General features: G+C 69.5%; 23 protein-coding genes and 1 tRNA gene. 3 read left to right on the top strand and 21 right to left on the bottom strand.

All coding sequences use genetic code 11. The annotated features are described in order from the left end of the window. Window positions 1-191 precede the first annotated feature (191 nt). A complete protein-coding gene (locus HNR30_RS13750; RefSeq protein WP_181610230.1) occupies window positions 192-2,375 on the top strand; it encodes a hypothetical protein in 2,184 nt (727 codons plus the stop codon). A 53-nt stretch (window positions 2,376-2,428) separates the two neighbouring features. On the opposite strand, the gene HNR30_RS13745 is transcribed toward HNR30_RS13750, so the two are convergent. The 20 genes from HNR30_RS13745 to HNR30_RS13650 form a co-directional block, all read right to left on the bottom strand. After that, window positions 2,429-3,277, bottom strand: a complete 849-nt coding sequence (locus HNR30_RS13745; protein ID WP_220133573.1) for an ABC transporter permease subunit — start codon at window positions 3,275-3,277, stop codon at window positions 2,429-2,431. Window positions 3,278-3,282: 5 nt separating this feature from the next. Next, a complete protein-coding gene (locus tag HNR30_RS13740; RefSeq protein ID WP_220133572.1) occupies window positions 3,283-4,434 on the bottom strand; it encodes an ABC transporter ATP-binding protein in 1,152 nt (383 codons plus the stop codon). After that, window positions 4,431-5,408, bottom strand: a complete 978-nt coding sequence (locus tag HNR30_RS13735) for a hypothetical protein (protein WP_181610228.1) — start codon at window positions 5,406-5,408, stop codon at window positions 4,431-4,433. The genes HNR30_RS13740 and HNR30_RS13735 overlap by 4 nt, the downstream gene beginning before the upstream one ends. A 102-nt stretch (window positions 5,409-5,510) precedes the next feature. After that, window positions 5,511-6,518: an agmatinase gene (gene speB / locus HNR30_RS13730; RefSeq protein ID WP_181610227.1), complete on the bottom strand. Its 1,008-nt coding sequence runs from the start codon at window positions 6,516-6,518 to the stop codon at window positions 5,511-5,513. A 45-nt stretch (window positions 6,519-6,563) separates the two neighbouring features. Further along, window positions 6,564-7,436 carry a LysR family transcriptional regulator gene (locus tag HNR30_RS13725; protein ID WP_181610226.1) on the bottom strand — a complete coding sequence of 291 codons (873 nt, stop codon included), beginning with the start codon at window positions 7,434-7,436 and terminating at the stop codon, window positions 6,564-6,566. A gap of 9 nt (window positions 7,437-7,445) precedes the next feature. Next, window positions 7,446-8,915 (bottom strand): glucoamylase family protein, encoded by a 1,470-nt coding sequence (locus HNR30_RS13720; protein WP_181610225.1) that lies wholly within the window; start codon window positions 8,913-8,915, stop codon window positions 7,446-7,448. 6 nt (window positions 8,916-8,921) lie between these two features. Further along, window positions 8,922-9,737, bottom strand: coding sequence for a carbohydrate ABC transporter permease (locus HNR30_RS13715; protein WP_181610224.1), 816 nt, complete (start codon window positions 9,735-9,737; stop codon window positions 8,922-8,924). After that, a complete protein-coding gene (locus HNR30_RS13710) occupies window positions 9,734-10,600 on the bottom strand; it encodes a carbohydrate ABC transporter permease (protein WP_220133571.1) in 867 nt (288 codons plus the stop codon). The genes HNR30_RS13715 and HNR30_RS13710 overlap by 4 nt, the downstream gene beginning before the upstream one ends. Next, entirely contained in the window at window positions 10,597-11,847 is a 1,251-nt protein-coding gene (locus HNR30_RS13705) for a sugar ABC transporter substrate-binding protein (protein ID WP_181610223.1), read from the bottom strand. Before HNR30_RS13705 ends, HNR30_RS13710 begins: the two co-directional genes overlap by 4 nt. Further along, entirely contained in the window at window positions 11,847-12,827 is a 981-nt protein-coding gene (locus tag HNR30_RS13700) for a LacI family DNA-binding transcriptional regulator (RefSeq protein ID WP_181610222.1), read from the bottom strand. Before HNR30_RS13700 ends, HNR30_RS13705 begins: the two co-directional genes overlap by 1 nt. A gap of 44 nt (window positions 12,828-12,871) precedes the next feature. After that, window positions 12,872-13,378, bottom strand: a complete 507-nt coding sequence (locus HNR30_RS13695) for a DUF4262 domain-containing protein (RefSeq protein ID WP_181610221.1) — start codon at window positions 13,376-13,378, stop codon at window positions 12,872-12,874. Window positions 13,379-13,400: 22 nt separating this feature from the next. Next, entirely contained in the window at window positions 13,401-13,763 is a 363-nt protein-coding gene (locus tag HNR30_RS13690) for a hypothetical protein (RefSeq protein ID WP_181610220.1), read from the bottom strand. Between the two features lie 185 nt (window positions 13,764-13,948). Then, window positions 13,949-14,563, bottom strand: a complete 615-nt coding sequence (locus HNR30_RS13685; protein ID WP_181610219.1) for an HNH endonuclease family protein — start codon at window positions 14,561-14,563, stop codon at window positions 13,949-13,951. 34 nt (window positions 14,564-14,597) lie between these two features. After that, window positions 14,598-14,891: a hypothetical protein gene (locus HNR30_RS13680; RefSeq protein WP_181610218.1), complete on the bottom strand. Its 294-nt coding sequence runs from the start codon at window positions 14,889-14,891 to the stop codon at window positions 14,598-14,600. Next, on the bottom strand, window positions 14,813-15,103 hold the full coding sequence (locus HNR30_RS13675) for a DUF262 domain-containing protein (RefSeq protein WP_181610217.1): 291 nt from the start codon (window positions 15,101-15,103) through the stop codon (window positions 14,813-14,815). Before HNR30_RS13675 ends, HNR30_RS13680 begins: the two co-directional genes overlap by 79 nt. A 140-nt stretch (window positions 15,104-15,243) precedes the next feature. Then, complete coding sequence (locus tag HNR30_RS13670) at window positions 15,244-18,297, bottom strand: DEAD/DEAH box helicase (RefSeq protein ID WP_181610216.1); 3,054 nt, start codon at window positions 18,295-18,297, stop codon at window positions 15,244-15,246. Window positions 18,298-18,331: 34 nt separating this feature from the next. Continuing rightward, window positions 18,332-18,676: a DUF5713 family protein gene (locus HNR30_RS13665; protein WP_220133570.1), complete on the bottom strand. Its 345-nt coding sequence runs from the start codon at window positions 18,674-18,676 to the stop codon at window positions 18,332-18,334. Between the two features lie 31 nt (window positions 18,677-18,707). Then, window positions 18,708-19,361, bottom strand: coding sequence for an HAD family hydrolase (locus HNR30_RS13660; RefSeq protein WP_181610215.1), 654 nt, complete (start codon window positions 19,359-19,361; stop codon window positions 18,708-18,710). 116 nt (window positions 19,362-19,477) lie between these two features. Continuing rightward, window positions 19,478-19,551: transfer RNA gene (locus HNR30_RS13655), tRNA-Pro, on the bottom strand. A gap of 62 nt (window positions 19,552-19,613) precedes the next feature. Continuing rightward, on the bottom strand, window positions 19,614-20,507 hold the full coding sequence (locus HNR30_RS13650) for a metallophosphoesterase (protein WP_312894394.1): 894 nt from the start codon (window positions 20,505-20,507) through the stop codon (window positions 19,614-19,616). Between the two features lie 41 nt (window positions 20,508-20,548). Here HNR30_RS13650 and HNR30_RS13645 point away from each other — a divergent pair, with 41 nt between their 5' ends. Continuing rightward, window positions 20,549-21,007, top strand: a complete 459-nt coding sequence (locus tag HNR30_RS13645) for a GatB/YqeY domain-containing protein (protein WP_181610213.1) — start codon at window positions 20,549-20,551, stop codon at window positions 21,005-21,007. 451 nt (window positions 21,008-21,458) lie between these two features. On the opposite strand, the gene HNR30_RS13640 is transcribed toward HNR30_RS13645, so the two are convergent. After that, the gene (locus tag HNR30_RS13640; RefSeq protein WP_312894393.1) at window positions 21,459-23,639 is read right to left on the bottom strand and encodes a transglycosylase domain-containing protein; all 2,181 of its coding nucleotides are present in this window, start codon (window positions 23,637-23,639) and stop codon (window positions 21,459-21,461) included. Between the two features lie 284 nt (window positions 23,640-23,923). Here HNR30_RS13640 and HNR30_RS13635 point away from each other — a divergent pair, with 284 nt between their 5' ends. Further along, on the top strand, window positions 23,924-24,220 hold the full coding sequence (locus HNR30_RS13635; protein WP_181610211.1) for a WhiB family transcriptional regulator: 297 nt from the start codon (window positions 23,924-23,926) through the stop codon (window positions 24,218-24,220). Window positions 24,221-24,264 lie beyond the last annotated feature (44 nt).

The following is a 24,264-nucleotide window of genomic DNA, read 5'->3' as shown; positions in this document are numbered from 1 at the left end:
GGCCGAGCAGGCCCACCCACCGGTCCGGGACGACCGGCAATCGTCAGGGGGTTGTCGGCACCATGACGCTGTTTTGAGGTCGTCAGAAATTGGATCGATCCATTGCCGGTAATGAGCGGTTCCGCCGGAAATCTTGCGCGTGTGCGAGCCCATGGGGGAGAAGTGAGGTCCGGCAATCAGGGAGGGGCGCGATGAAGCGCATGAAGAAGTCGCAGGCGGAGCCGAAACCGCCGGGACAGGGGCTGGTCCCCACCCCGCACGAAGGGGTGACCGCCGTGCACCTGCGCCCGTCGGTGCTGCTCGCCGACGACAACGCGCGCGTATGGCGGGTGCAGATCAGCCCGTCGCCCCGCACGCCCTCGCCGTTCGGCAGCAGGATGGGCGATCACACGATCGCCTGGGCGGTGCACCTGGACGTGATCAAGGCCGAGATGTACGGCAAGACGCCGGCGGAAGCCTACGCGTGGCTCAAGGAGGCCCACCAGAGTGCCGTGCGCTGGATGCCGGACGTCGATTCCGACGACACCAAGCGGCTGCGATGGCTCGCCGACAGCGACGCGCGGGCGGTGCGCCTGGAGGACTCCGCCTACCTCGCCAAGCAGTGGCTGGACAAGGCCGACGAGAGCGTGAGGCTCGGCAGGCCCGCCGAGATCGCCGAGAGGCTGGGCCCGGCGATCGCCCACCACCTGGCCTACGTGAACTACCTGCCGTTCTCGACCGTGCGCAACCTGAAGGACCGTTCCACCGGGTCGGCGGAGGGCCGCTACCGCAAGATCGTCCTGGAGTGCGAGCGCCACTTCGCCAAGCAGGCGGAGATGGAGGTCGTCGCCGACACCCCCAGCGTGGCCAAACCGGTGCTGGCCAGGACGGACACCGAGGTCATCGCGCGGCCGGAGCCGGAGCCGGAGCCGGTCAAGGCGCCCGACCCGGCGCAGGTCAGGGACGCGTTGTGGCGGCTGTTCTCGTTCGACGCGGCGCTGCGCGAGACGGCGGTCGTCTACGCGCTGAGCAAGCAGGCCGCCAACCAGCCACGGGTCGACACCAAGGAGGTGGAGAAGCTCGCCATCCAGCTGACCAAGCACCTCAAGCAGCGCAAGTCGTTCGTGTTGAAGCCGACACAGATCAAGGAGGAGGCCGAGCGGCTGGCGACCCGACTGTACGACAGCAAGCCCCAGCAGTACCTGTGGAAGGCCGCCAACACGATCAAGAACGTCGCCGACCAGCTGGTCCTCATCCTCGGGGACCCGACCCGCGTCGAGGGTTACAGGAAGGACATCGCCGACTACCTGGTGCTGGCCAAGGCCGAGACGCAAGGCGAGACCAACAAGGCGACCGACGCCTCCGAGCGGTTCGCCAAGATCATGTCGCACCTGCTGCACGAGCACCAGCGGCTGTGCGCGATCGCCTATCCGCAGAGCGTGCGGATGTCGGGCTTCCTGGACCCCACGCCCGCCGAGGCGGCGATCACCCGGCTGCGCGCGGAGATGCTCAAGCTCCACCCGAAGCAGGCGGCGGCGCTCGCGGGGGCGCCCGGCACCAAGCTGTTCGAGGCCTTGAAGAAGGAACTGGAGAAGGACACGCTTCCCGCGATACCCGACGTCGGCGCCGACGTCATCAAGGGGTGGGTGAGCGACGACACCGGCGACCCGCTGGTGGTGACCTTCACCGCGGGCACCGGTATCGACGTCAACGGCAGGCCGCCCGCTCCCGCGGGAGTCGCGGGCATGGGCTGCCACACCTCCGCCTGGGTGATCCAGAGCACGGCGGTCAAGAAGGCCATGCGCGTCGCCTCGGACGAAGACGGCCTCGACAAGATCGAGGAGCTCGTCGAGCAGGATCTGGCCGCCGAGATCATCAAGCTGGACCGCTACCTTCCGCTGGCGCAGCTGCAGGGCGGGCAGCTCAAGACGATGTTCCAGGCCGCCTTCGACGCGCTGACCGACGCGACGTCGGGCGAGAGCGCGGGCTCCTACCTGACCTTCCGCAACATGCTGCCCTTCGCCACGGTCGACGCCGGCAACCGCGCCGGCCACGGCGAGGGCCTGGACGCCACCGTGGACAAGACCTTCGACCGCAGCGCGCTCAACAAGACGCTGGAACTGCTGGCCGACGAGCGCAGGGACCTGCCGCTGGAGTTCGCCAAGACGCTCCGCGCCGTGGCGGTGGACCTGGAGGACGAGCTCACCTTCAAGGGCGACGACCGCTGGTCGGCCGACTTCCGGATCAAGGCGGCCGTGGAGGACAGCGTGGACCGCCTGCGCGAGGAGGCCGACCTGCTGGAGCTCGGCGGCCCCGCGGCCGACGTCTCCTCGACGATCAGGGACACGCGCTGGGCCGAGCACCAGCGCCTCTACATCGAGGCTCACCAGCTCTAGCCGGCCAGGAGGGGACCGGCCGAGGGGCGTCAGCCCCTCGGCCGGCGGCCGTCCTACAGATCCCGGCGCTGGAACGACACCGCCGCCAGCCCCCAGATCATCGCCACCCACACCCCTGCCCACCCGAGGTAGGCGGGCGTCAGCGGCGCCTCGCTCAGGAACGGGAAACCCTTGAACTCCTCGCCGAACCTCGACAGCACCGACGGGTCCTGGAAGGCGTGCATCGCGCCGCGCCACAGGCCGTCGGTCGGCAGGATCATGCGCGACACGGTTCCCACGCTCGCCACACCCTCGTTGCCGAGCGCCTGGCCGATCCCGCCCACGACCCCGGCCACCCACGTGGCGCCGAACAGGCCCACCGCGACCACGCCCGAGGCCATCGGCGACACGACGGTCGACAGCAGCAGGCCGAGCGTGAGCAGCACGACCGTCTGCGCCGCGAGCAGTGCGAGGGCCGCGATCGGCTGCGGCGGCCAGTAGCCCACCGTCCAGTGGACGATCAGGCACTGCGCCAGCCCGGCGAGCGCGACGAAGCCGCTGCCGAACACCACGAGGCCCAGCCACTTGCCGAGCAGGACGGCCGCCCGCCGCACCGGCCGCGCGAGCACCGCCAGGGCGATGCCCGACTCCGTCTCGCCGGACAGCGTGGGACCCGCCAGGAAGGCCGTGCCCAGGGCGGCGATCAGGCTGAAGCCGAACATCACGAGGTTGAGCAGCTGGGAAGCCGCCAGCCGGGCCTCGCCCGTGGTGAGCGTGCCGAGGCTGGATTCGGCCGCGAGCCGGGAGAAGCCCCAGGCGCTCAGCAGGAGCAGCATGAGCGTGAGCGCGGCGAGGGCCAGCAGCACCCGCCGCCGGGCGGCCTCGCGCAGGGTGAGCGCGGCCATGGCCGTGACCGTCCGCACCGTCGTCATCGTGCGCCCCCGTCGTCCGCGCCGGACAGGACCCGGGCCTCCGCGTCTCCGGCGTCCGCGCCGGGCAAGCCCCGGCCGTCTGTGTTTCCGACGTCCGCGCCGGACAAGCCCCGGGCCTCGCCACCTCCTGGCTCGTTGCTTCCCGCGCGGAGGATGCCGAGCAGGCGTTCCTCGAGGCTGATCCGCCCCGGCTCGACCGCGTGCACCCGCGTGCCCAGCCCGACGAGGTCGCGGACCAGGTCCGGTACGACGGCCTCGTCGTCACCGGCCGCCAGCGCCACCGTCAGCCAGCCGTCGTCCTCCACGGCCTCGCCCGCCTCGGCCAGCCGCGCTCTCGCCTCCTGCGAGAGCCCGGTCAGCCGCAGGCGCACCTCCCGCTGCCCGAGCAGCTCGCCGAGCGTCCCGGAAGCGGCGACCCGGCCCTTGTCGAGGATGACCACCCGGTCGCAGACCCGCTCCACCTCGCCGATCAGGTGCGAGTTCAGCAGGACGGCGACGCCGCGCGACCGCAGCCCCAGCACGATGTCGCGCACGTCGACCCGGCCGAGCGGGTCCAGTGCGCTGGTCGGCTCGTCGAGGATCACGAACCGGGGCCGCGCCACCAGGGCGACCGCCAGCCCGAGGCGCTGCTGCATGCCCTTGGAGAAGCCGCCCACCCGATCGCCCGCCCGGTCGGCCAGGCCGACGAGGTCGAGGCAGCTGTGCTGCTCGGGCGCGGACACGGCGATCCCGGACAGCCGCACATGGAGCGCTAGCACCTCGGCCGCGCTCAGCCAGGGCTGGTAGCGGAAGAGCTCGGGCAGGTACCCGACCTGGGCGCGTGCCGCAGGATCGGTCGCGGGCGCGCCGAGGAGCATCACCTCGCCCGCGTCGGGGCGGACCAGGCCGAGCAGCATCTTGATCACCGTGGTCTTGCCGGCGCCGTTCGGCCCCAGCAGGCCGACGATCTGGCCGCGCTCCACCTCCAGCGACACCTCGGCGACGGCCTGGCGCTTGCCGTACCTCTTGCGCAGGCCCGAGCACCACACGGCGGGCGACTTCGGCAGCCCGGCGACCAGCCGGGCCGCGGCCTGGGCCGAGGTCGCGGCGTCCCGGCCGGTGGTACGGCCGGCGGTATGGCCGGTGGTATGGCCGGCGGGTACGGTCACCGCAGGCTCCTGGCGATGGAGAGCACTTCCTCCACGTCCAGGGTGCCGGCGACCACGGTCGCCACCCCGTCCTTGACCCACACGACGCCCGCCATGGTCCCGTCCCGTGAGGTCAGCACCGTGGCCGTGGTCCCGTCGACGTCGGCCGTCGAGGTGGTGACGCGCTCGGCGGGCACGGGCAGCGGCATGGTGGTGCCGTCGCCGGTGAACGTGCGCAGCTGGGCGGCGACGTCCTCGGGCAGCCCGGAGACCGACAGCAGGTAGTCGCGCACGGTCTCGAACGCGACGCCCGACGAGAACGCGGACGGCGCGACGGCACGGCCGACGACGAGGGCGGGCGCCCCGGCTGACGACGCCCAGAGCTGGGCCACCCCCGGCCCGGCGACGAGCCGTACCTGACTGCCGTCCAGCCCGGGTGGCAGCGCGGGCAGTGTCGTGCCCGCCTCGGCGGCGGCCCGCTCCGCGCGCTCCTTCGAGAAGGTGAAGGTCGCCCTGGCCTCTCCTCCGACCTGGAAGACGGGCTCGCCGGCGACCCCGCGCGGCAGGTCGGCGACCTTCGGCACGGTGAGCTTGGTCTGCCGGGCCGCGGTGGCCGCGTCGGGGACGCGGTGCACGTCGCCGTCGCTCTCCACGGTGACCTCGCCGTAGGCGCCCAGGTCGGGCAGCGAGACGAGGTCGGCGGCGTCGAAGCTCACCGGGGCGACCTGCTCCGTCTGGAAGATCCGCAGCCAGTCGTTGGCGGCCGCCGTACCGCCGCCGCCCAGCACGACGGCGACGGCCAGCACCGCGACGGCGGGGCTGCGCAGGAACGCCCGCAGCCGTCCGGCCCGCCGTACCGGCGCGCCCGCCTCCTGCGCGGTCGCCAGCCCGCCGAGACATTGCGGGCATTCCAGGATGTGGTGGCGGTCGGAGTCGGCCACTCCGGCCGGCTCGTCGAGCAGTCGGCGCAGCACGCCTTCAGCCGGATGACGCATGACGGTTCAGCTCCTTGGGGGTCTGGACTCTCTCACGGCGTCATCAAAGCAAACCGGTTTGCGAACGCTGCGCAGCAGTTGTGAGGATCTGGTGCAGGTTGGTCAGGTCGTCGGCAGGAGCGGCCGGCCAGGGTCCCAGGGCTGGGCGCGGCCGCTCTTCTCCGCCCGCTGCCTGGCCAGGCCCGACAGGGCCTCCAGCACCACCCGGCTGCCGAGCATCGCCGTCATGTCGGCGTGGTCGTGGGCGGGCGCGACCTCCACCACCTCGACGCCGACGATCGGCAGCTCGTAGGCGAGCCGCCGCACGGCGTCGAGCAGTTCGCGCGAGGTCAGGCCGCCGGGCTCGGGGGTGCCGGTGCCGGGCGCCATGCCGGGGTCGACGACGTCGATGTCGACCGACAGGTACACCCCGTCGCAGTCGTCGACCGCGATGGCCGAGGCCTCGGCCAGGCAGGTGTCCAGCCCGCGCTCGACGACCTCGGTCATCTCGTAGGAGCGCATACGCTGCTCGGCCATCCACCGGAGGGTCTGCGGCCCCGGCCAGTAGCCGCGCAGCCCGATCTGGAGGAAGCGGTCGCCTCTGGCAGCGCCCGACTCGATGAGCCTGCGCATGGGCTGGCCGTGGCCGATGAGGGAGCCGAAGGAGCTCTCGCCGGTGTCGGCGTGGGCGTCGAAGTGCATGATCGACACCCGGCCCCAGCCGGCCGCGCGCGCCACGCCGGTCACGTTCGGCAGGGCGATCGAGTGGTCGCCGCCGAGCACGAGCGGGATCTTCCCGGCGGCCGCGATCGTGTGCACGGCGTGCTCCAGCGCCGCGTGGGAGGCGTGGGCGTCACCGCTGAACATCTCGACGTCGCCGGCGTCCTTCACGCGCAGGTCGCGCAGGCCGTCGACGCCGAGGGCGAGCGAGGGGCGCACGCCGTCGTGCGGGAGGTAGCAGGCCTGGCGGATCGCTCCGGGGCCGAATCGGGCGCCCGCCCGGTAGGAGGTGCCGCCGTCGTAGGGAGCGCCGAGGATGACCACCTCGGCGTCGCTCCACGAGTCAGGGTCTCGCAGGTCGCAGGCCGGGATGCCGAGAAAGGTGAGATCGGGGCCGTACATGGCAGTCATGAGCGCATCCTCACAGCCTGTGGATTCACCTGGAATGCCCCGTTTCTAGAGATCCCCTCCACACAGGCTGTGGAGCAGCCGCTCCACCGCAGGCGGCTGCCGCCCCGGCCGGGTGACGGCCATGATGCTGCGCGCGCCGACGTCCTGGACGGTGTCGCGGACCACGACCGCGTGCCCCTCCTCCAGGGCGAGTTCGGGAACCAGCGCGACCCCGCCCGTGGCGACGAAGGCGTGGATCACGCTGTAGTTGTCGGAGCGGAGCATGATGCGGGGACGAAAGCCCAGCGACTGGCAGGTGGCGACCAGGATCTGGTCGCTGGGGTCGTAGCTGCCCGTGGAGATGATCCAGCCCGCGTCGGCCAGCAGGCCGAGGTCGACCGGCCCGTCGAGCGGGCGGTCCGCGGGCAGCAGCAGCCGGAACGGGTCGTCGAAGAGGGTCTCCACGCGCAGGTCGCGCGGGCGCGCGCCCGCGACGTCGTAGATGATCGCGCAGTGCAGCGCTCCCGACCTGACCCCGGTGAGCAGCTCCAGGGGTTCCGCCTCGGTCAGCTGGACGCCCACCCCGCCGCCCGCCGTCACGTGACGGAGGGCGCGGGGCAGCAGCTTCGTCGCGGCCGTGGTGAAGGCGCCGACCCGCACCGTCGCCAGGCCGTGGGCCAGGCGCGCCTCGACGTCGGACTCGGCGGCCGCGATCCGGTCCAGGACGCCGGAGGCGTGCTCCAGCACCATGGCGCCGATGTCGGTCAGCACGGCGCCGGTCGGACCCCGCTCGACGAGCTTCGCGCCGAGGTGGGACTCCAGGGCGTCCAGGTGGTAGCTGATCGTCGGCTGGCCGTGGTGCAGGAGCCGGGCGGCCCCGGCCAGGGACCCGGTGACGGCCACGGCCCTGAGGACGTGGAACTGGCGCAGATCGATCACGGTCGCTTTCTACCGGACGTCCCACTCCTCCAGCGAGAGGACCGGCTTGAGCCTGGCGGCGACCTCCGGGGTGGCGAAGTAGCGCCGCAGGTTGTCGCGGGCCAGCTCGTTGCCGAGCGCGGCCATCACCATGCCCTGGTCGAGGGCGAGATAGTACTTCGAGACCACACCGGAGCGTACGGCGACCGCGTCGTAGAAGCCGCCGGGGCCGTACGCGTCGAAGTCGCGCCTGAGCTTGGCGAGGTTGTCCACGGCCTGGCGCGGGGCGTAGCGCAGGGCCAGGAAGGACGCGTGCGGGGTGACCACGCCGTCGCCGTAGCCCGCCGGTTCCGGCTGGGCGGGGCGGCAGCCCTCGTAGCCCGGGTCGACGCTGGTGCGCTCGGTGTCGGAGGTGTAGCCGGGCGCGTCCATGCCGAGCTGGTCGACGCCGTACTCGCGGTAGCCGCCGTGCGGGTCGTTCGACGGGGAGAAGCCCCAGTAGCCGTACCGCGCCTCGTTCAGCCCGTGCTCGATCTGCGCCTTGACGAAGACCGGGTGGTTGCGGCCCCAGCTCCTGGGCGCCCACACGTTCTCCGGCACGATCAGGTCGTTCATCAGCTCCTCGAACATCGAGCCGCCCCAGTTGGGCACGTAGCGCATGCCGCGGTAGCCGTACGTGCCCTGCCAGACCTTGACGCCCAGGTACTCCTTCCAGCTGCCGACCGGCTTCTGCTCCTGCCAGGCCCAGTCGCAGCCGACGTCCGGGAAGGTGCGGTAGATGCCGAAGTAGTGTTCCTTGGGGAGCTGGCCGAGCGCGATGCCGATGTAGGTGCCGATGCGCGTCTCGGCCGGCGCGCCGTAGTGGTGGCAGGTGCTGTAGATCGTCGTGCCCTTGTACGTCGTCTCGACCGAGCACTCGACGGGCCTCTCGCGCCAGAAGCCGCCGCGCAGCAGGCCGGTGCCCGCGTCGGGGCGGGCGGCCGGGTCGTAGTAGGAGGCGAAGTCCATGCGCCGCAGCAGGGTGCGCGCCTTGCCGCCCTGGGAGGGTACGGCCTGCGGCACCATCATCAGGGCCGCGGCGAGCCAGCCGTTGTCGACGCTGGAGGCGAACGGGTTGACCGGGTTGCCGTTCTCCGGCCAGGTGCGGATCAGCTCCAGGGTGGCGGGGTCGTACCAGTTGAAGAACTGGCCGCTGGGCTGGTGGACCTCCAGCCGGGCGAGCGCGTCGAGCACCCTGCTCGTGCGCTTGATCGCGTCGCGGTTGGAGATCAGGCCCAGGTCGCGGGCGGTGAAGACGCCCCACAGGTACATGCCGACGTTGGTGGGCGAGGTGACCTTGGCGCGGGTCTTCAGGTCACCGGTGACCTTGTCGACCGGCAGGCCGGTGGCGGGCTCGACCATCGCGTCGAGGGAGCGCCAGGTGTCGGCCGCGTAGCCGTACAGAGTGGCGGGAACGGGAGGGGTCAGGGTCAAGGACAGTGCTAAGACGGTGTTGAGCATGATGTCCTACTTGATTCCGGTGGTGGCGATGCCCTGCACGAAGTAGCGCTGCAGGAAGATGAAGATGAACAGGATCGGCGCGATGACCACGACCGATCCGGCGACCAGCAGGTTGTAGTGGGTGCCCTCGTGGCCGTTGAGGATGTTCAGCGCGACCGGCAGGGTGTACATGTCCTCGCTCTGGGCCACGACCGCGGGCCACAGGAAGTTGTTCCAGGCGCCGAGGAAGGTGATCAGGCCGAGCGTGGCCAGCGGCGGCCCGCACAGCGGCAGGATGATCCGGAAGAAGATCCTGAACTCTCCCGCGCCGTCGACCCGGGCGGCGTGGATCAGCTCGTCGGGCAGCTCCTGCATGAACTGGCGCATCATGAACACGCCCAGCGGCCCGACCAGCGTCGGCAGGATGATCCCCGCGAAGGTGTTGACCAGGCCGAGCTTGGCGATCAGCACGAACTGCGGCGTCATCAGCACGATCGCCGGAATGGCCATCTGGATCATGACGAGGCTGAAGGCCAGGTTCTTGCCGCGGAAGGGCAGCTTGGCGAAGGCGTAGCCGACCATGGAGCACAGCAGCACGTTGCTGGCGACCAGGACGAGCGCGACGATCAGGCTGTTGACGAACGACTGGCCGATGTTGACCCGCTCGAACAGCTCCACGAAGTTGTCGAGCGTGAAGGTCTCCGGCCAGAACGTGGGCGGATCGCGCCGGATCTCCGACTCCGGCTTGAGCGAGCTGAGCGCCGTCCACACGAACGGCCCGATCACCAGCAGCAGCCCCAGGCTCAGCCCGAGGTAGGTGATCGCCTTCTGGCGGCGGGTCATCGCTGCCTCCCCAACCTGAGCTGCAGTACGGCAAGCGCGACGATCACCGTGAACAACACGGTCGAGGCGGCGCCCGCGTAGCCGTAGTTGCCCGCGCCGAACTGGTTGAAGATCGCCAGCGACGCCGAGATCGTGGAGTTGAGCGGCCCGCCCCTGGTCATCACCAGCACCTCCTCCATGAACTGCATGAAGCCGATCGAGCTGTAGACGGTGCAGAACAGCAGCACCGGCTTGAGCCCGGGAAGGGTGACGTTGCGGAAACGCTGCCAGCGCCCGGCCCCGTCGACCGAGGCGGCCTCGTACAGCTCCCTCGGGATGGCCTGCAGCCCGGCCAGCAGGACCACCATGTCGAAGCCGAAACTGCGCCAGGCGGTCATGACGATGATCGACGGCAGGGCCGTACTCTCGTCCTGCAGCCAGTTGGCGCCCTGCAGCCCGACCAGCTCCAGCAGCCGGTTGACCAGGCCCGCCTCCGGTTCCAGTAGGAACTTCCAGGCCACAGCGACGCCGATGATGCTGGTGATGTTGGGCAGGTAGTAGCCCAGCCGGAAGAAGGCGGCCGGAAGGCGGGCGATGCCGGAGTTCAGCAGCACCGCCGCGCCCAGCGCCAGCCCGATCGTGAGCGGCAGGCAGGTCAGCACGAAGATGACCGTGTTGACCGCCGCCTTGCGCATCGTGGCGTCGTCCATCAGCCGCAGGTAGTTGTCGACGCCGACCACGTTGACCGCCAGCGGATCGGCGACGTCGGTGCTGCGCATGTCGGTGAAGCTCATCCCGATGCCGACCAGCAGCGGGCCGAGATAGAACACCGCGAACATCACGACGAAGGGCAGGACGAACACCCACCCCAGGGTGCGTCTCACAGCCCGGTGCCGATCGTGTCGGCCTGCTCCTGGATGGCCTTGGCGGTCTGCTCGGGCGTCGACCTGCCCTTGGCCAGCTTCTCCAGCTCGGCCTCCAGGACCTTGGCCAGCTGCTCCCAGGTGGGGAAGGGCGGCGGGGTCTTGGCGTCCTTGAGCTGCTCGCCGAAGACCTTCAGCTGCTCGTCGCCCTGCAGCTCCGGCTGGTCCCACCCGGCCTGCACGGCAGGAAGCGCCTTGACGGTCGTGTACCACTTGGCCTGGACCTTGGGGTCGGTCAGCCACTGGACGAACTTCCACGACGCGTCACGGTTCTTGGCCTGCTTGAACACCACCCAGTCGGAGCCGCCGACGAAGCTCGTACGGCCCTGCGGCCCCGCCGGGTAGGGCGCGACGTCGAACTTGTCCTTGAAGTCGGCGCCGCCGTCGTTGTTGAGCACGCCGATCATCCACGGACCCGAGAAGAAGCCGCCCACCTCGCCCTTGATGAACGTCTGCGGGAAGGCGCCCTCGGGGGTGTCGGTCGGGGCGAGCTTGTCGGTGAACAGCGACTGGTACTGCTTGAGCGCGGCGACCGCCTCCGGAGTGTCGAAGGTGTACTTGCCGTCCTTGACGATCTCGCCGCCCGACTGCCAGATCAGCGGCAGCACCTCCTGCCACGCCGCGCCCTGGGTGTACGACTGGTTGAAGCCCTTGCTCGCCCCGCCCTTGTCCTTCAGCGCCTGGACGAACGTGCGGAACTCCTCCCACGTCTGCGGCGCCTTCACCCCGGCCTTCTCGGCCTGGTCCTTGCGGTAGTACAGGACGCGCGTCTCGACGTACCACGGCACGCCGTACGCGGTGCCGTTCACGTCGACCGTCTGCCACGCTCCGGGAAAGAACGCGTTCTTGTCGAAGAGGTTGCCGGGAGTCGGGTCCAGCGCCCCGGTCTTGGCCAGCTCGCCCGCCCACGTCGAGCCGATCATGCTCACGTCGGGGGTGGCGCCGCCCGCGATCGCCGAGGTGATCTTGTCGTGGGCCACGTCCCAGCCGATGGCGGTGACGTTGACCTTGACCCCCTGGTTGGCCGCCTCGAACTCCTTGGCGAAGGCGCCCAGCGCCTTGCCCTCCTCGCCGATCGCCCAGACCGTGATCTCGCCGGTGACCTTGTCGGTCTTGACGTCCGCGGCCTGCTCGGGAGCCTTGTCCGTGCTGCGGCCGCACGCCGTGACGGCGGCGACCATCATGATCGCGATAGCTAACCTTCTCATCAGGGGTCCTCCTGGGGGTGGATGCCACAGCTCGACCGGACGACGAGCTGCGTGGGCAAGGTGCGGTGACGTTCAGGGCGCGGACGGGTGATCAGCTCGTCCAGCACCCGGGCGGCCTGGGCGCCCAGCTCGCGCATGGGCTGGCGGATCGTGGTCAGCGCGGGCCGCGCGTGGCGGGCGGCCATGATGTCGTCCCAGCCGGTGACGGCCAGGTCCTCAGGTACGGCCAAGCCGTACTCCTCGGCGGCCAGCAGCGCGCCCAGCGCGACCTCGTCACCCGAGCAGATCAGCGCCCGCGGCCTGGACTTCTTCCTGAGCAGCTTCCTGGCCGCCTCGTAGCCGCCCTCGACGGTGTACTCCGCCGTCGGCACCGGCCTGACGGCCCCGCCCAGCACGCTCTCGACGCCCTCCCAGCGCTCGGAGATGTCGTCACCCGGCGTGTGCGGCGCACCCAGGAAGGCGAAACGGCGGTAGCCGTGACCGCGCAGATGCCCGGCCAGCACGCGGGCGGACTCCACGTTCTCGCAGCGCAACGTGTCGGCACCCGCCATCGGGCCGCACGAGATGAAGACCAGCGGCATGCCCGCCAGCTCGGCCACCACATCGCCCGGCACCGTCCTGCCGAACACCACCAGCCCGTCGACCCGCCCGGCCAGCTCCTTGACGGCCTCGCGCACATTGCTCCCGCCCTTGGCCGACAGGATCAGCACCGACCTGCCCAGCTCCGAGGCGACCTCCTCATAGCCGAGCAGCACCTCGGCGTAGTAGGGGCCGCCCAGGGTGGGGAAGACGATCCCGTTGGCCGCATGCCTGCCCTCGGCCAGGCTCACACCCAGGCGGCTGGGGGTGAAGTTCAGCTCCTCGACGGCCTTCAGGACCTTTTCGCGGGTCTTCGCCGCTACGGGGCCGGTGCCGCGCAGGGTCCTGGAGACGGTCGCGATGGACACGCCTGCCCGCTTGGCGACCTCGTAGATGGTCACGGCGGTTCAGGCTGCCCGGGGTGGAAGCGCTTACACCCCGATCGTCAGGGGAGATCTGGCCATGGGCCCGGCGGATGCTCCGCCTTGGGGATCCAGAGCTGCGGCTGCCGCACGCCCATGCTCGAGTCGGGCCAGACGACTTCGAGGAACGGCAGTGGCGGGCGCCGGTAGAAGAACAGCCCCATGCCGAAAAGCGATTTGTACCAGCTGGGGTGGATCGGCTTGAGGGTGATCGGGTGATCCTCGATCACGTCGTCCCGCTGCGCACCCTCGACCAGGCGGTCGCCGGCGCGCACGGCTTCGCCGAGGATGTTGAGGCAGGCCTGCATCGTCTCGATGTCGTCGATGCCGAAGATGGCGACCTCGGGGGAGCGGAAGGAGTGCCACAGGCCGATGGTGTAGGCCCAGCCGGGACCGGAGTCGTCGGCGGGAATGGCCAAGGCGTTCCAGCCGTGCGCGCGCACGACGCTGATCGTCCGTCGGTCGAAGTCGTCGAGCTCGATGCCATGGTCGACGCAGATGAGGCAGTGGCAGGGCGTTTCGTCGGTCATCCGTGAGGTTTCGGTCAGGCGGTCAACCAGGAACCCGCGCCGCGAACCAGTCGAGGGCGGCGACGATCACGTCGAAGACCGCCACGTTGATCAGCTGCGTGCTCTTGATCGAGGGGTACAGCTCCAGCTTAGCGATGGGGATGGCTACCCCCGGCGCGCTGTTCACCTGCTCACGCAGCTCTTCCCGCAGGGCCAGGTCGTCGAAGGGCGGCCGGTTCTTGAGCAGGCCGAAGGGGAACTCGACGGTCGTGGAGTAGAAGCGCACCGCGTAGAGCGGCTTGCCGCGCACCTTGACGATGGGCGCGCACGACGCCCCGGCCGACGTGCCGTCCTGCACCTCTCGCCCCTGCTTGCGCCAGTGGTCGAGGATGCGCCTGGACGGCACCGGCCGCCTGCGGGCCGCTGTACTCGATGAGCTGCCGCACGAACCGCTGCGCGTGCTCGTTGCCGGTGTCTTCGTACTCCTCGCCGCTCTCGTCCTCGGCCAGATCGACGGCTCCCGGCAGGCCGAGCAACTGGGCCAGCTCTCGGGCGCTGACATGCTGGTCGGCGGAGGCGCAGCCTTGGTGTCTAAGGCGACCCCTTCCGACCGCAGGACGTCGTGCACATCTCGGTCGTCGTCGGGATCAGGCCAGCGGAAACCCTCGGAGACCCTGCCTTGCTTGGTGAGCACCCGATGGGCGTTGAGCGCCGGTCGGCTCGCGCGAGGATCTCGGCCTTGCCCCATCTCTCGCGGGCCGCGATCTCCTGGTTCATCAGCAGGCCGCTCTGCCCGAGCTGCCGGCGCTTGGTGGCGAAGGAACTGTTGCCCAGCTCGGAGTTGTAACCGCTGAGCGTGAGGTTGCCGAGGGTGTGGACGAACTGCCGATGCTGCCCCTCGTCTTCGGCCAGCTGTTCCAGCGCCGTACGGCCTTGCCAATAGAACGCCCGGTTGCGTACGGCGTCGCGCAGTTGCTCGTCGGACGGCCAGGAGAGCCTGGCGGGCGACAACGCGGTCCTGACGGCCTCCGGCGCGTCGTCTTCCGGGGCGAGCTGTACGGCAAGCCGCTGGAAGATGCGGGTGAGGTTGCCGGTGGTCACGCCGGCGATGAGACGGCGCACGATGAAGCTCTCGACATACGTGAGCGTTTCGGCGACCCTGTCGTCGCCGATGTGGTCGTCCTCGCGAAACTCCAGGAGCCGCATGAGCAGCGGATAGGTGGTGTTGGCTGCCAGTCGTTCAGGAAGCGCAGGTGCTCGCTAACGGCAGGTCGCCGGGCGGATCGAGGATCAGCCTGAGGTGTTGTGCGCGCCGATGGAGATTCCTGACATAGCCCTCCACCTGGCCTTCGTCGTCGGCCAGGCCGGTCAGGAGCTGCTGGTGCCCTGTGTAGATGGCGTTGTCCTGAGCTCCCTCACCCTCCTGGAGCGCCAGGATGAGGTACATGAGCTGCTCTATGGCCTTGGCGTCGAGCAGCCGCTGCATCGGCATCCAGTGCTCGTCGTAGACCCGCTGGCCGCGCGAGGGCGGCACATGAAGACGTAGTTGCGCATCAGGTCGACCAGGCTGAGCCGCATACCGGTGTTGTTGATCGACTCGAAGGTGCGGAAGGCGTTGTCGTCCTTCTCGACGGTGATCTGGACCAGGTTGAGCCGGTCGAGCAGCACCGACTCCACCCGGGCGAGATCCCTGAGCGCGCACAGGGCGAGCATGAGAGTGGTTAGCCGCTGTCGGCCGTCGACCACGATCCACTGCGAACGGCTGGGAGCCAGCTGGGGGCGTACTCCCTGCCCTGGGCGACCATGTCGACCTGGATCGTGATGTCGCTCCAGAGCTGGCCCAGCTTTTCGCCTTCATGCCAGCCCGTCTCCTCGATCGCGGAAGTTCAGCCGGCGGTGACCTTGGCGAAGTGGAAGACGTCGAGCGGCAGCGGGTGCTCCAGTCTCCATTGGAAGCGCACGGGCCGGTCGCCGTCGCAGTCCATGAAGGTCATCGGACCCGCGTACAGGTACGGCGGCGCGCCGAGGCCGTCGTCTCGCTTGTTCTCCCTGATGAACAGGTGGACCGTGGACTCGCCCGACATGTAGCGCCGGGCGGTGGGGTTGCTCCGGCTCAGCGTGGACTGCGACTCCCACTGGAAGCGCGTGGGGGTGATGGCGCGGTCGTGGTACATCGTGGTGGGCGAGTAGAGGTTCTCCGACTTGTCGATCGTGACGAAGAACAGGTCGGCCCGGGCCTCGGCGACGTATTTGACGCCCTCCCGCATGTGGGCGGGCTTGTCGACGCCGAAGGCGGCCAGGGCTTCGTTCTTGCTGTAGGTGGCGTGGACGTGCAGCGGGATGTCGCCCGGCAGGGGATGGGTGACGCGGTGGCGGCGTTCGCCGAGCAGGTCGGCCAGCTCGGTCATCTCGCTCACGCGGTCCGTGTGCGCCAGCAGTTCGGCCAGGCGCGCCTCGGCGGTGGAGGCGGACTGGACTCCACCCCAGAGCGCCGCGTCAAGCATCGCGAGCAGTCGCCGGCCGCGCGTGGACGGACCGCCGCTGAGGTGGCGCAGCGTGGCCAGCCTGTCGGGGTCGTCGATGTGGAGCATGCGGCCGAGCGCCTTGCCGATCTTCTCGTCGTGGGGCCCGGCCGCGGTGCCTCTGCCTGCCGTACGACGCAGCGCCGCCCAGCCTGGGCGACGCCGGTAGAGGTCCTCCAGGTCGAGCCCCGTCTCTTCGAGGAAGCCGGCCAGGGTGGTCTGCTCGGGCAGGGAGGTGAGTTCGGCCGTCAGGTCCGGCCATCGGAGGCTGAGCGACTGGCGGATGTTGGCCAGCACCAGCCGTGAGACCTCGCGCTCCAGGTCGATGTGGCAGCCCGGCGGCAGGGTGGGGAAGCCGTTGCCGACCTCTCTGGCGACTCCGGTACGGCTGGCGCCGGTGAGGGCGCGGTAGCGGCGGTCGAAGCGGAACCGGCGATGCTGGTTGCCGATGAAGTCGAGCACGGTCAGGCACGCCTTGCCGTTGTCGAGTCGCAGGCCCCGGCCGAGTTGCTGGAGGAAGACGGTCGCACTGTCGGTAGGGCGCAGGAACAACACCGTGTCGATGCCGGGGATGTCGACACCCTCGTTGAACAGGTCGACCGTGAAGACGATGTTGACCTCCCGGGACGTGAGCTGCTGGAGTCCGGCGACGCGGTCGCCGTTGCGCGAGGTGATCGCCACGGCGGGGATGCCCGCCTCGTTGAAACGCCGGGCCATGTATTCGGCGTGGTCGATGCTGACGCAGAAGCCCAGGGCGCGCATGCTTCCGACGTCGCCGACCTTTCTTCTGAGCGTTTCGAGGACGAGGCGGACCCGGGCGTCGTTGCCCGTGAAAACGTTGCTGAGCTGCGCCAGGTCGTAGCCCTGACCGCGCTTCCACGGCACCGCTGACAGGTCGACGCCGTCGTGCACGCCGAAGTACTGGAACGGCGCCAGCAACTGTCGTTCGATGGCCTCCCACAGACGCAGCTCGACGGCGATGCGCCCGCCGAACCAGTGTTTGATGTCCTGGCCGTCGGTGCGTTCCGGGGTGGCGGTCAGGCCGAGGAGAATACGCGGGCGGAGGTGGCGGAGCAGGCGCGTGTACGTCGACGCCTCGGCGTGGTGGAACTCGTCCACGATCACCATGTCGAAGGCGGCAGGGTCGACCAGGTCGAGATCGAGGCGGTGGAGCGACTGCACGGAGGCGAACACGTGCCGCCACCGCTCCGGACGCCTGCCGCCCACGTAGAGCTCGCCGAAGGAGCCGTCGCGCAGCACCTGGCGGAAGGTGCCCTGGCTCTGGACGAGGATCTCCTCCCGATGCGCGACGAACAGCAGCGAATCGACCTCGCCCGCTTCACGCAGCGCGCGATAGTCGAGCGCCGACACGACGGTCTTCCCGGTGCCGGTGGCCATCACCACCAGATTGCGGTGGCGGCCGTGGATCTGGCGTTCGGCCGCCAGCTCCGCGAGAACCTCGCTCTGGTACCCGTAGGGGCGCACGTCGAGTGACGTGATCGTCAGCGGAAGCCGCTCGTCGCGTCCTGAGTTCTCGAGCGCGAGCGCCTCGTCCAGCCGGTCGCGGTCGGTGGCGGGATCGTAGTCTTCGAAAGCTGGGTCGCCCCAGTACTCCTCGAAGGTCGCGGCGAAGGTGTCGAGCAGGTGCGGCTGCTCGACCGCCGACATGCGGACGTTCCACTCCAGCCCGTCGATCAGGGCGGACTTGGACAGGTTGGAGGAGCCGACGTACGCGGTGGAGAACCCGGTGTTGCGGCGGAACAGCCACGCCTTGGCGTGCAGCCGGGTCGTCTTCGTCTCATAGGAGATCTTGATGTCGGCGCCGAGCTCCCGCAGCCGGTCCAGGGCGCGGCGTTCTGTCGCACCCCGGTAGGTGGTGGTGATCACCCGGAGCCTGCCGCCCCGCCGTACGAACTCGGCCAGCGCCTCGTCGACGATCCGCACGCCGTACCAGCGCACGAAGGCGCACAGCAGGTCGACCCGGTCGGCGGAGGCCAGCTCGCGCTTCAGCTCGTGGCCGACGCTCGGCTGACCGTGGCCATTGACCAGCAAGGCGCTGGCGGCCAGGGGCGTCTCGGGTCGGGGAGGGAAGATCGGCTCGCCGGTGAGGGCGTGATCGCGCGTGACAGCCAGTAGCAGCTCGCGGGTGCTCGACACGAGATCGTCGTGCTCCGCGTCGCCGAGGAGCGCGGCCAGGCGGTTGGCGAGCTCGATCTGCCGCGCCAGGCGTTCGGCGTCGGTGCCCTTGAACGAGCGCAGCGCCCGGCGGGTGAGCGCGGCCAGGTGGGCGGTCAGGACATCGGCGGCCTCGACCTGGTCGAGCGGGCGCCGCAGGGCTGCGCCGCGGTGGTCGCGGAGCTTGCGGGCCAGGCCCTCGGTGACGAGTTGCTCGTAGAGACCGGGCGCAAGATCGCTCATGGCCGGCACCGTAGCCGATGGGGAGGGCGCTGGGTCACCACTCTCGGGTACTGATCAGCTCCTCCACGTCCGCGTCCGCGAAGCCGTACGACATGGCGATGAACCAGAAGTCTTCGGCGATCGCCTCGCGGGCGACGGTCTCGATCTCGCTGCCCGCCTCGGCGAACTCCGCTTCGAGATCGTTGAACTCGTCGGTGGCGGCATGGGTGAGCACGTAAAGGGCGTCCAGGTCGGCGGGAGGTTCGGCCTCGATGCGCTCGCAGAGGCGCAGCAGGATGGCCTTGCCCTTGTCGACGACGTGGTGGGGGTAGAAGTCGCCGAGGTACATGAGCTTGAGGAAGGGGTGGTCGACGACCTGGGGGTTGGTGGGGGGCACCATGATCTCCTTCAGGTGGCTGGCGGCGTGACGGCTACTCGCCCAGCAGTACCTTGATCGCTCCGATCGCGTCGGCCACGACATGGCCGGGCCGCAGGCCGTCCACCGGCCACGGGCGCACGCCACGGTCGATCCAGACCGTCGTCAGGCCGGCGAAATGGCCGCCGACCATGTCCATGACCGGGTCGTCGCCGACCATCCAGCCACCGTCGGCCAGGCTCGCGCCGCATCGTTCGGCCGCGATGCGGAACAGGCGGGCGTCGGGCTTGCGGATCCGCTCCTCGCCGGAGATCGCCCAGCCGTCGACCAGCTCGGCCAGGCCCGCGTGCCGGATCTTGCCGGTCTGGTTGTCGGGCATGCCGTTGGTCACGATGCCCAGCCGCCAACCGGCCTCGCGCAGCTGCCGGAGACCGGCCAGGACCTCCGGGGGGCAGGTGACCAGTTCAGGCAGCCGTGCTCGGTAAGCCTTCCAGAGCGCCTCCGGGGAGTCGCTCAGGTCGAACCTGTCGCGTAATGCGGTGAAGAACTCGTCCATGGGGGTGGAGCCGTCGGCGTCGAGATCGATCATCCAGGCGGCGTCTTCGGGGGTCAGGCCTTGCTCTTGGGTGAACTCCGAGACCCATCGGCGGAAGGCCGCCAGGCGGTCGACGAGGGTGTTGTCGAGGTCGAAGAGTGCAAGTTCTGCCATGATCGGCCACTTTACGGTGATCGGCTGGACCGTGCCTGAGCTGGCGTGCCGGCCGGGACAAGCAGAAAGGGCACCTTCGATTTCTCGAAAGTGCCCTTGAACTGGGAAAATCCCAGTCGGGGTGAGAGGATTTGAACCTCCGGCCTCTTCGTCCCGAACGAAGCGCGCTGCCAAACTGCGCTACACCCCGGTGCACACCGATCTCGGCGTGCTTGGGAAAGTCTAGCGGACTTCGTCGGTGCTTGTGACACGTCAGCGTCGAGGCACCAACGTCAGCAACGAAGCCTCGGGGAAACAAGAGAACCGGGCCGGGGCGTAGGGCGAGGTCCCCAGACCGGCCGACACGTGCAGCCATGCCGAGGAGTGCCGGCTGAGGCCCTTGACCCGGGCGCGGTCGATGCCGCAGTTGGTGACGAGCGCGCCGTAGAAGGGGATGCACAGCTGGCCGCCGTGCGTGTGGCCGGCGAGCAGCAGCTGGTAGCCGTCGGCTGCGAAGCGGTCCATGTTGCGCGGCTCGGGGGAGTGCATGACGCCCAGGCGGAGGTCCGCGTCGGCGGGTGCCGGGCCGGCGACGCGGTCGTAGCGGTCGAGGTCGATATGGGAGTCGTGGATGCCCGCCACCGCCACGTCGAGGTCGCCGACCTTCAGGCGGGCCGTGGTGTTGTTCATGTCGAACCAGCCCTCGGCCGCCATGCCGGCGCCGAGCTCGCGCCACGGGAGCGACGGGACGTGCTGGCGGTTGTCGCCCCTCGAGGTGCGCCACAGGTAGCGGAGGGGGTTCTTGGGCTTGGGGGCGTACAGGTCGTTGCTGCCGTAGACGAACAGGCCTGGACGGCCCAGCAGCGGCTCCAGGGCGTGGAGCAGGGCGGGGACGGCGTCTTCGTGGGCGATCGAGTCGCCGGTGTTGACCACCAGGTCGGGCTCGAGCGCGCCCAGCGAACGGACCCAGTTGATCAACATCGTACGGCGGGGCGTGAGGTGGAGGTCGGTGAGGTGCAGGATGCGCACCGGGCGCTGCCCCCTGGCCAGCACGGGGACGTCGAAGCGGCGCAGGCGGAAGGAGTTGCGCTCGACGACCGATGCGTAGGCGACGGTGGCCACGCCGAGACCGAGCAGGGACAGGGGTACCGCGGCTGCTTTCCTCACCTCTTCATCATGCCCGAAGTGGAGACGGCAAGATGGAGCGCATGAGCGCATTGAAGGACAAGCTGAAGGCCGACCTGTCGGCCTCGATGAAGAGTCGCGATGAAGTTCGCCTGCGGACCGTCCGTATGGCACTGGCGGCGATCAACGTGGAGGAGGTCGCGGGCAAGCAGGCCAGGGAGCTGTCGGACGACGAGATCATCAAGGTTCTGACCCGCGAGGCGAAGAAGCGGCGGGAGGCTGCGGAGGCCTTCGGGAACGCGGGGCGGACCGAGCAGGCTCAGGCCGAGCTGGACGAGCAGGCGGTGCTGGAGGAGTACCTGCCGGCGCAGCTCTCGGACGAGGAGCTGGGCAGGCTGGTCGACGAGGCCATCGCGGAGACCGGCGCTTCGGGGCCCCAGGCGATGGGGCAGGTGATGAAGGTCGTCAACCCGAAGGTCGCGGGGCGGGCCGAGGGCGGGCGTGTCGCCCAGGCGGTGAAGGCTCGGCTGGCTGCTGGGTAGGGCCGTAGGGCTTCGGTCGTGGGCGGCTGCTGGGTAGACGTGGCCGGGGTCCGGGGCTGGACCAGGGTGAACCTCTGACGAGGGCTACGACGCCGTTGGCGGCCGGCTGAGCCGTACGTGGGACATCACCGGCGGGGAGGCCGTGCGGGGCCGCCTGTCGCCGGTTGGGCCGTGCGATGCCCCGGCCGCCGGTTGGGTGGTGGGATGTCCCACCCGCCCGGGTGGCCAGGGGCGAGTGCCATGCACGCAAGAGGCCTCCGCGCGACACGCGCGGAGGCCTCTGCGATGCGCGTAAGGCGCGAACCGCGTGACCAGGGTGCGGTCAGGCGCGACCGAGCTGCGGTCAGGCCGACCAAGGGGTGGTCAGGCCGACCAGGCTGCGACCACGCGCCAGGGCACGGTCAGGCGGCGACCACGCGCGACCAGGCGCAGCCAGCCGTGCCCCGCCGTCCTAGAAGTCGCCCTCGTCCGGCGAATCCTCCTGCTCCCCAGGGTTGCCGAAGATGTCGTCGAACGGGTTGCGCGGCCCGCCCCCTCGATCATCATCGTCCTTGTCCTTCTTGGGCTTCTTCGGCGCGCAGTAGTCCGAGCATCCGCCGAACCGCTCCGAGTTCACCGGGAAGAACGACGTCTTGTCGACGTTCTTCAGCGCCTCCATCATCGACTGCTTCCAGATGGGCCCGGAGATCGAGGCGCCGTACACGTACTGGTAGTACTGCCCGCCGATCGTCACGCCGGTCAGGTCGTGCTTGAAGGCGCCTCGCGGGTCACCGATGGAGACGGCGGAGGCCAGGTCGGGCGTGTAGCCGGCGAACCACGCGGCCGTGTAGCCGTCGGTGGTGCCCGTCTTGCCGGCCGCGTCGCGGTTGATGCCGCCCACGCCCGACATGGTGCCCTTGGTGAAGACCCCGGACAGGATGGAGTTGACCGCGTCGGCGACCTCCTCGTCGAGGACCTCCTTGCACTTGTTGCCGTACTTGATCACCTTGCCGTCGCGGTCGGTGACGGAGGTGATGGCCTTGGGGCGGCAGTACACGCCGCGGGCGGCGAAGACGGCGTAGGAGTTGGCCACGGTGATCGGGTCCATCTCGTTGACGCCGAGCGTGAAGGTGGGGACCTCTTCGAGCTTGCCGCCGTCGGCGCGCTTGATGCCGAGGCTCTTGGCCATCTTGACGGTCTCGCAGAGGCCGACCTGCTCCTCGAGCTTCATGAAGAAGGTGTTGACCGAGCCCCAGGTGCCGGTCTGGAGGGTCTTGAAGCCGCCGCCGCCCTCGCTGGAGTTGGCGACGGGGTGTGGCGCGTCGCCGCCGGTGGCCTTGCCGCCGCAGGTCTCGAACGCCCGGTTGGGGTAGGGCGCGACGGAGTAGACGCGGCCGGTGTTGTTGCCGTCGTTGAGTTTCATGCCGGCGTCGAGGGCCGCGGCCAGGGTGTACACCTTCGCCGTGGAGCCCTGCTGGAAGCCGCGTCCGCCGCCGTGCGCCTTGTCGGCGACGACGTTGAAGGCGATCTGGTTCTTCTTGGCGTTGAGCCCGTATTCGCGCGATGCCGCCATGGAGCGGATCTCGCCGGTGCCTGGCACGATCATGGCCTGCGACGCGACCGGCTTGTCCTTCTTGGAGACGTAGTTCCTGATCGCCTTCTCGGACGCCTTCTGCATCTTGGGGTCGAGCGTGCTCTGGATGGTGATGCCACCGGCGTTGAGGAAGTCGAGGCGCTCCTTCTCCGTCTTGCCGAAGTCGTCGTTGTCGAGGATCTCGTTCTTGACGTAGAAGCAGAAGTATGGGTACTTGCTCTCCTCGCATCCGCCGGGGATGCGGGTGTTCTTGTAGCCCAGGGGAGCCTTCTTGGCCTCGTCGGCCTGGGGCTGGGTGATCTTGCCGCGCACGACCATGGTGTCGAGCACCAGGTTGCGCCGGTCGAGCAGGCGGCCCTTGGCGTCGTTGCCGAGCGTCGGGTCGGTGGAGACGGGCTTCTGTACGGCGGCCGCCAGGGTCGCGGCCTGGACGAGGCTGAGCTTGGCCGCCTTGACGCCGAAGAAGCGGTAGGCGGCGGCCTCGATGCCGTGGGCGCCGGCGCCGAAGTAGGAGATGTTGAGGTACTTCTCCAGGATCTGGTCCTTGGTGTACTTCTCCTCGATCGCCATGGCGTAGCGCAGCTCGTTGAGCTTGCGTGACAGCGTGGGCGCGATGGCCGCCTCGGCCTCGGCCTTGGTGGCGGCCGAGTTGACGAGTACCTGCTTCACGTACTGCTGCGTGATGGAGGATCCACCCTGGACCACGCCGCCGCCGGTGACGTTCTTCAGGAGCGCTCGGGCGGTGCCCTCGATGTCGATCGGACCGTGCTCGTAGAAGCGGTAGTCCTCGATCGCGATGATGGCGTCCTTCATCTCCTTGGAGACTTTGTCCAGCCCGACCGGGATCCGGTACTCCTTGTAGAACTGCCCGATCTGCTTGCCGTTGACGTCCTTGAGGATCGTCAGCATCTTGAGCGGCGGCTCGGCGAGGTTCTCGGGTTCGAGGTTGAGCGCCTCGGTGCTGGACTTGACCGTGAGACCCGCACCGCCGACGAGCGGTAGGGCTATGGCCGCGGCCAGCACACCTGCCGTGCCGGCCGCCAGAAGCAGCCGCGTCACGCTGACGACGGGGTTCGCACGATCTTTGCCCTGAGCTTGCACGTTCCCTAGGTTACGTCGAAAGGGTGTCCTTATCGGTAACTGAACCCCATTTCGCCTTGACTGGTGGGGGTGACTAGTCATTCCCGGTCAACACTCCGTCGAAAAATTGGTCCGCTGGGGTCTGTCGGCCAGAACGCTCCGTTGCGTACGTTCTCCTCTGCGGCAACTGAATACGGAGGCTCGGCGCCCGCGCCCGTCGGCCCCAACTGACGACTGACCACCTAAGGGGAGTGGGGTCGAACATGTGGATCACGGATTGGACCTCCCGAGCCGCCTGTCGGGGTGCGGACCCGGACGCTCTGTTCGTCCAGGGAGCTGCCCAGAACAGGGCGAAACTAATCTGCCGAGGATGCCCGGTCCGTACCGAATGCCTCGCCGATGCGCTGGACAACCGCATCGAGTTCGGGGTGTGGGGCGGTATGACGGAACGGGAACGCCGAGCTCTGCTGCGGCGTCGGCCTGACGTGGACTCCTGGCGGGAGCTCCTCGAGGCCGCCAAGGAAGAGTACGAGCGGACCAACGAGCTGATCGCAGGGTAAACCTCTGCACACTGCTACGGCAGGCGGATGATCTGTCCGCCTGC

Source organism: Nonomuraea soli, assembly GCF_013761175.1.
Classification (GTDB): Bacteria; Actinomycetota; Actinomycetes; order Streptosporangiales; family Streptosporangiaceae; genus Nonomuraea; species Nonomuraea soli.
The sequence above is the reverse complement of the archived record's forward strand: the minus strand, read 5'-3'. Positions and strand labels throughout refer to the sequence as shown.

Coding starts and splice junctions, on each gene's coding strand:
- HNR30_RS13750 (WP_181610230.1), top strand. CDS start 192: ATGAAGCGCATGAAGAAGTCGCAGGCGGAGCCGAAACCGCCGGGACAG.
- HNR30_RS13735 (WP_181610228.1), bottom strand. CDS start 5,408: ATGCGTCATCCGGCTGAAGGCGTGCTGCGCCGACTGCTCGACGAGCCG.
- speB (WP_181610227.1), bottom strand. CDS start 6,518: ATGACTGCCATGTACGGCCCCGATCTCACCTTTCTCGGCATCCCGGCC.
- HNR30_RS13720 (WP_181610225.1), bottom strand. CDS start 8,915: ATGCTCAACACCGTCTTAGCACTGTCCTTGACCCTGACCCCTCCCGTT.
- HNR30_RS13715 (WP_181610224.1), bottom strand. CDS start 9,737: ATGACCCGCCGCCAGAAGGCGATCACCTACCTCGGGCTGAGCCTGGGG.
- HNR30_RS13705 (WP_181610223.1), bottom strand. CDS start 11,847: ATGAGAAGGTTAGCTATCGCGATCATGATGGTCGCCGCCGTCACGGCG.
- HNR30_RS13695 (WP_181610221.1), bottom strand. CDS start 13,378: ATGACCGACGAAACGCCCTGCCACTGCCTCATCTGCGTCGACCATGGC.
- HNR30_RS13685 (WP_181610219.1), bottom strand. CDS start 14,563: ATGCGGCTCCTGGAGTTTCGCGAGGACGACCACATCGGCGACGACAGG.
- HNR30_RS13670 (WP_181610216.1), bottom strand. CDS start 18,297: ATGAGCGATCTTGCGCCCGGTCTCTACGAGCAACTCGTCACCGAGGGC.
- HNR30_RS13665 (WP_220133570.1), bottom strand. CDS start 18,676: ATGGTGCCCCCCACCAACCCCCAGGTCGTCGACCACCCCTTCCTCAAG.
- HNR30_RS13660 (WP_181610215.1), bottom strand. CDS start 19,361: ATGGCAGAACTTGCACTCTTCGACCTCGACAACACCCTCGTCGACCGC.
- HNR30_RS13645 (WP_181610213.1), top strand. CDS start 20,549: ATGAGCGCATTGAAGGACAAGCTGAAGGCCGACCTGTCGGCCTCGATG.
- HNR30_RS13635 (WP_181610211.1), top strand. CDS start 23,924: ATGTGGATCACGGATTGGACCTCCCGAGCCGCCTGTCGGGGTGCGGAC.